This is a genomic window from Bartonella sp. AP21QHHD, from assembly GCF_042196205.1.
Taxonomy (GTDB): domain Bacteria; phylum Pseudomonadota; class Alphaproteobacteria; order Rhizobiales; family Rhizobiaceae; genus Bartonella.
Genome location: NZ_JBHIPT010000002.1, coordinates 1 through 4,849 on the forward strand (window position 1 = coordinate 1; position 4,849 = coordinate 4,849).

Sequence of the window (4,849 nt, forward strand, 5' to 3'; positions counted from 1 at the left end):
GAATCTTACGTTATTCAGGGTTCTCATTCAATATGAATAACGCTAGATTATGATTATAAATCAATGCCTTGAACGCTTGTTCACAAGCAAGAGCTTGAAGAGACTTTAAATGGCATTGGGGAAACAATGAAAAACATTGCAAGTTAGCAAAATAGTGAAAAGTGCTGATCATGTTACGATTAGATATGCATTTAAATCGACAAAAAGGTACCATAAAAAGCGATTAAAGATTTTACGATGAAAACGTATCCACAATATAAAACGCTCTGTACGGTCAAATTTAAGGTAAATAGACCAATTGGTAAAATTATGGACTAAAAACATGAGAATATTAAAAGACCTGTTCTTAAAAAAGCGTAAACAACCAATGCAAAAAGAGTTTGTTGCAACAGCTGTTGGTTATGTTCCTTGGGGGAACGGAGCAGAGGAGTATTTTTACAACCTCTACGAATATGAAGATGGCACAANATTTTAGTACCAAAGCGCAAGTAAAAGCATGGGTTTATGGGGGGTACTATTCCGAAAAGCGTTCTCAATTACGAACCTCTTATAGATGAGATCAATAAAGGCGTAAAAAAACTATCAGAAGTTGCTTGATTTTAAAGAACATGACTTCTAGGTGTGAAGAAAGATGGGCTAAGTATTTCTAAAGATGCCCTACTTGCTCTAAAGGTGAAATATGTGGGATTGGGCTGTTATGCCGAGCTTGCCACAAATCATGCTTTTGTTGCAATTTAAGCCAGAATTCCGCATCATTTAAACCCGCTTTTTCTAACCGTAAAGCTAAATTAATGCTAATCGCCGCATGGCAGTTTAAGACGCGGGATAAAGTTAAACGTGCAACACCAAGACGATTTGCAGCTTCTGTTACTGTTAACCCTAATTCATCAAGCAATTCTTCTTTCAAAATGCCGCCAGGGTGTGGAGGATTGTACATCATAATAACACCTCAAAACTCAATGGTAATCTTGATAATCAACCAGTTCAACGTCTGTCCCAATGAAACGAAAAGTAACACGCCAATTTCCATTGACACGCATTGACCAGTAACCTTTTAAATCGCCCGTAAGCGCATGTAGACGATACGATTTAAGAGTAACTTGTTCAGGCGCGGATATTGTATCTAAAATTACTAAAATGTTTGCTAATTTTTTAGCATGCGCGGGTTGTATGCCTTTGCAGACTCCTCTTTCAAAGAATAATTTCAACCCTTTATGCTTAAAACTAACGATTGCCATATATACCCTCTTGATACTTGATACTATACACCATGCATTTATGTCAATTGATTATTTATCAAAGAGCATATTAAACATAATTTTATATGTTAATAATTAATAATATATCATTGAAATAATTGAAAAAATAATAAAATTACGCTAAGATTTTTTACATATTTAAATACAAATTTAAGGTAAAAAACATGCTAAATAAAGTGATGTTAATCGGGCGTTTAGGTGCTGATCCCGAAAGCAAAACAATGAATTCTGGAACAGAAGTAGTCAATTATCGTATGGCAACTTCTGAAAGCTATACGGATAAAAATACTTATCAAAAAGTAGAGAAAACTGAATGGCACTCCGTGGTGATTTTTAATCCACATTTGGCAAAAATTGCACTTCAATACCTCAACAAAGGTTCAAAGGTTTACGTAGAAGGCAAATTACAGACACGCAAATGGCAAGATAAAAATGGGCATGACCGTTACACAACAGAGATTATTTTACCACAATTCAAAGGCGAGTTGTATTTGCTTGATGTAAAGAAAGATCAATCTGCCCCTTCTTCCGTTACTTCTCAAAATTATGCTATCGCTTCAGGTGCTGCTGATCATAGTGCATCTCTTAATGACAGCATACCATTTTGATTGATAAAATATGGCAAAGAGAAACATGTGGGCTCCCACAGATTAGGGGATGTATGAAGAAGAAAGATGCTTACATTTCACAAGTGAAAGTACGTCAAGATCCTGTTAATCAATTGGCAATTGAAATGCGTGCTAAACGCTTCTGCTTGACCATAGAAGAGGCTAAAAATCCGCTTGCTGGTACTTATGTTGGGCGGCTTTGTTTGCAAGGTGTGCTTACTCAAGACCAGTATGATGCTGCGCAAAAATATCTTGAAGTGAAAAATGACTATTTGTGTGCAAAAGGTTTACCAAGCGCTGTTTATGACGAAATACCATCATCTTCTGATGACAAAGCAAGAGAAAAATGGGTTGAATTTGCAACAGGACAGTTTTCTAATATGCAAGAGGCGATAAAAGAAACACAACATCTCTATAGACAGTATAATCTTTATGCATCAATACAATATATTGTTGTTGAAGACCAAACATTACCACATCTTGTGAATTCATTGCGGGTCGCTCTTAACGCGCTTCATAAATATTTTGACAGAAAAACTAAATGGTAAATGTTTTATTGTTCTTTTTCCATAACAGCATGAAAAGCTCTTGAAGAATATGCATTAGAATGTTATATTTTTATATAATATTAAAGGGAGTGTTTTATGCACACAACAAAATTACGTAAAGTTGGAGGGTCTGTTATGCTCTCTATACCGCCCGCATTGCTTGATGTTCTTCATCTTTCTGAAAACACGCAAGTGGGTCTGGCTATTGACAATGGACAATTGGTTGTAAAACCACAGGCATTCCCTAGCTATACTCTTGAAGAATTGTTAGCGCAATGTAATCCTTCAGATGATTTTGCGGATGGTGATATGGAGTGGTTTGATGCCAAGCCTGTTGGCAGAGAGCTCTTGTAATGAAGCGGGGCGAAATTTGGTTTGTATCACTTGACCCATCTTCGGGTTATGAACAAAAAGGAACGCGTCCGGTATTGATTGTATCACCAGAGGCGTTTAATCGTGTCACGAAAACACCTATTGTCTTGCCTATTACAAGCGGAGGAAATTTTGCAAGAACAGCAGGGTTTGCTGTTTCATTAGCAGGAACAGGATTACATACCACAGGTGTGATACGTTGTGATCAACCACGAGCTCTCGATATAGCAGTGCGTCAGGGAAGGAAAATGGAAACAGTTCCCCCCATGATTATGAATGAAGTGCTTGCCAAGCTATCAACATTTCTAACATAGTTTTTTTATGCATTTTTAAGAACGATGCTAAAGTAAGCAATGTGACGCGAAACGTTTCTCTGTATAACGCCTTGTAAAAGACTAAGGAAAATAATTCATTCTATTGTACGCAGAAGTGCCTCTTTTTGTTTCTAAAAATAAGAAAGATATGAAGTATTTGTTTTGTTTTATGATTTTTAGTATTTTTATTCTTCACTTATAGCTATTACAATCAACATCTTGAAATTTATCATAACCATAGTAATCTTTATGTTGCTGTTTTAACATTTTACATAGATTGTATCGATTAATATCAAATTTTTCGAGCACTTCGTTTGGAAGATCATATAAATTTCGAGGACCAACATCAAACATATCAACTGCATCAGCTAGGTTATTTGGAATGCGGTTCTCATCTGCATCTGATTTTTGTCCGCAGTTGGTAAGAAAAAGCACACTGATTAATATGATTAATAAGTAACTTATTTTTTTTGCTGATAAATAATTCATTATTTCTTTTATGGCTGGAGTTTAAGTATATATTAAAGATTAAGAGTTTTCTTAATAAGGTGATCCATCTTATCAATTTCATTGCTTAGTGCATCAATCATGTTATTTACTTTTTCAATATTCTGATGAAGTTCAAAAAATTGTGCCTCATAATTCAACACATCAGATGTGTGTTTAGACTTAGATGCTTTTGCCATGGCTTGAAGCGCTATGTGCCGCTTTTGAACAAGGCTAAAAATGGATTGTATTGTCTCATGTCTTGCTTTGATTGCTTTATTTCGTGTATGAATTATAGTGTACAATCCATAATTCTTTTGTTGATCCTGTCTTGGACTCATATTGAGTAGTTTTATAGTGAGGGCATCCTGTTCTTGAGCTATTATTTCCCACTCATTGAGGGTGATTTCTAGAAACTTCTGTGTGTCATTCCATCTCCTTTCCGCATTTTCTTTTGCATCTTTTTCTAGGTTCAGTTTTTCAATTATTTTAGAACAAAATAATTCATTTATACTAGCATAACCATGTGCCGTTGGCAAAAGATATGCCATAAAAAACGCAATCGTTAATATGTTCTTTTTGAATACAAATATTTTTGTAAATGTCTTTTTAATTCTGCATAAAGCAGCTTTTTTGAAAAATAACATTAATTCCCCCCACTTTTTGCTAATCAATAATTTAGCGTTTCCGTATAATTAATTCGTTTAGATAATACAATTGTGAGTGGTTGGTTGTTAAAGACACTAGATTTAGGTGAAAAAATAAAAAATACACAATATAGTGATTTTTTTGTTGACAGGATATGAAAAATAGTGTTTTATGGCGTTGCTGTACTAGTCGAATTGTCTCTAGAATTACAGTAAAGGTATAACCTTTCTTATAAGTTCATATGATTGTTCAGAGCCCTGCTTTTGCGGTTTTTTTTATTGTCTTGTTTACAAAAAGAAACACACATGAAAACCACTGAAAAACTTGCAAAAAAAAACGCCCCCAAAGGCAGGTCAAGGGCGTGCCAAATAAAGTGACGCGCATTTTAAAAGAAGCAGTGGTTAAGGCTGCTGAGAATAAAATTGGCAAGGATGGTTTGATTTCTTATTTGGAAAGATATTATCATAAAAAACACAATAAAGTCAATATGTTGAGCGTAATTATTTTATATGAATCCACTCAAGAATCCATCCTTTTATGCATGATTCATTTGACCATTTTTTATATAAGATTGGCATGTATGAATAGACCATAAAAAGCAAATCATGATGTAA

General features: G+C 34.7%; 9 protein-coding genes and 1 pseudogene. 6 read left to right on the forward strand and 4 right to left on the reverse strand.

The annotated features are described in order from the left end of the window. The first annotated feature begins 322 nt into the window (after positions 1-322). Positions 323-597, forward strand: a pseudogene (locus tag ACFIMC_RS00030) (hypothetical protein). A gap of 49 nt (positions 598-646) precedes the next feature. On the opposite strand, the gene ACFIMC_RS00035 reads toward ACFIMC_RS00030, so the two are convergent. After that, the gene (locus ACFIMC_RS00035; protein WP_004856691.1) at positions 647-940 is read right to left on the reverse strand and encodes a HigA family addiction module antitoxin; all 294 of its coding nucleotides are present in this window, start codon (positions 938-940) and stop codon (positions 647-649) included. Positions 941-956: 16 nt separating this feature from the next. Then, positions 957-1,238 (reverse strand): type II toxin-antitoxin system RelE/ParE family toxin, encoded by a 282-nt coding sequence (locus ACFIMC_RS00040; RefSeq protein ID WP_252619286.1) that lies wholly within the window; start codon positions 1,236-1,238, stop codon positions 957-959. 185 nt (positions 1,239-1,423) lie between these two features. On the opposite strand from ACFIMC_RS00040, the gene ssb reads away from it, so the two are divergent. From ssb to ACFIMC_RS00060, 4 genes are all read left to right on the forward strand, one after another. Next, the gene (ssb, locus tag ACFIMC_RS00045; protein ID WP_375680827.1) at positions 1,424-1,867 is read left to right on the forward strand and encodes a single-stranded DNA-binding protein; all 444 of its coding nucleotides are present in this window, start codon (positions 1,424-1,426) and stop codon (positions 1,865-1,867) included. Between the two features lie 53 nt (positions 1,868-1,920). Next, positions 1,921-2,415 carry a hypothetical protein gene (locus tag ACFIMC_RS00050; RefSeq protein WP_375668724.1) on the forward strand — a complete coding sequence of 165 codons (495 nt, stop codon included), beginning with the start codon at positions 1,921-1,923 and terminating at the stop codon, positions 2,413-2,415. 96 nt (positions 2,416-2,511) lie between these two features. After that, on the forward strand, positions 2,512-2,769 hold the full coding sequence (locus ACFIMC_RS00055) for an AbrB/MazE/SpoVT family DNA-binding domain-containing protein (protein WP_375624257.1): 258 nt from the start codon (positions 2,512-2,514) through the stop codon (positions 2,767-2,769). Beyond that, entirely contained in the window at positions 2,769-3,101 is a 333-nt protein-coding gene (locus tag ACFIMC_RS00060) for a type II toxin-antitoxin system PemK/MazF family toxin (RefSeq protein WP_375668723.1), read from the forward strand. Before ACFIMC_RS00055 ends, ACFIMC_RS00060 begins: the two co-directional genes overlap by 1 nt. 192 nt (positions 3,102-3,293) lie before the next feature. Here the strand turns inward: ACFIMC_RS00060 and ACFIMC_RS00065 are convergent, their stop codons facing one another. Beyond that, positions 3,294-3,590, reverse strand: coding sequence for a hypothetical protein (locus tag ACFIMC_RS00065; protein ID WP_375672239.1), 297 nt, complete (start codon positions 3,588-3,590; stop codon positions 3,294-3,296). Positions 3,591-3,622: 32 nt separating this feature from the next. Next, positions 3,623-4,234 carry a hypothetical protein gene (locus tag ACFIMC_RS00070; protein ID WP_375668721.1) on the reverse strand — a complete coding sequence of 204 codons (612 nt, stop codon included), beginning with the start codon at positions 4,232-4,234 and terminating at the stop codon, positions 3,623-3,625. 362 nt (positions 4,235-4,596) lie between these two features. On the opposite strand from ACFIMC_RS00070, the gene ACFIMC_RS00075 reads away from it, so the two are divergent. Continuing rightward, positions 4,597-4,830 carry a hypothetical protein gene (locus tag ACFIMC_RS00075; RefSeq protein WP_375672241.1) on the forward strand — a complete coding sequence of 78 codons (234 nt, stop codon included), beginning with the start codon at positions 4,597-4,599 and terminating at the stop codon, positions 4,828-4,830. Positions 4,831-4,849 lie beyond the last annotated feature (19 nt).

Coding starts and splice junctions, on each gene's coding strand:
- ACFIMC_RS00060 (WP_375668723.1), top strand. CDS start 2,769: ATGAAGCGGGGCGAAATTTGGTTTGTATCACTTGACCCATCTTCGGGT.
- ACFIMC_RS00070 (WP_375668721.1), bottom strand. CDS start 4,234: ATGTTATTTTTCAAAAAAGCTGCTTTATGCAGAATTAAAAAGACATTT.
- ACFIMC_RS00065 (WP_375672239.1), bottom strand. CDS start 3,590: ATGAATTATTTATCAGCAAAAAAAATAAGTTACTTATTAATCATATTA.
- ssb (WP_375680827.1), top strand. CDS start 1,424: ATGCTAAATAAAGTGATGTTAATCGGGCGTTTAGGTGCTGATCCCGAA.
- ACFIMC_RS00040 (WP_252619286.1), bottom strand. CDS start 1,238: ATGGCAATCGTTAGTTTTAAGCATAAAGGGTTGAAATTATTCTTTGAA.
- ACFIMC_RS00055 (WP_375624257.1), top strand. CDS start 2,512: ATGCACACAACAAAATTACGTAAAGTTGGAGGGTCTGTTATGCTCTCT.
- ACFIMC_RS00050 (WP_375668724.1), top strand. CDS start 1,921: ATGAAGAAGAAAGATGCTTACATTTCACAAGTGAAAGTACGTCAAGAT.
- ACFIMC_RS00035 (WP_004856691.1), bottom strand. CDS start 940: ATGATGTACAATCCTCCACACCCTGGCGGCATTTTGAAAGAAGAATTG.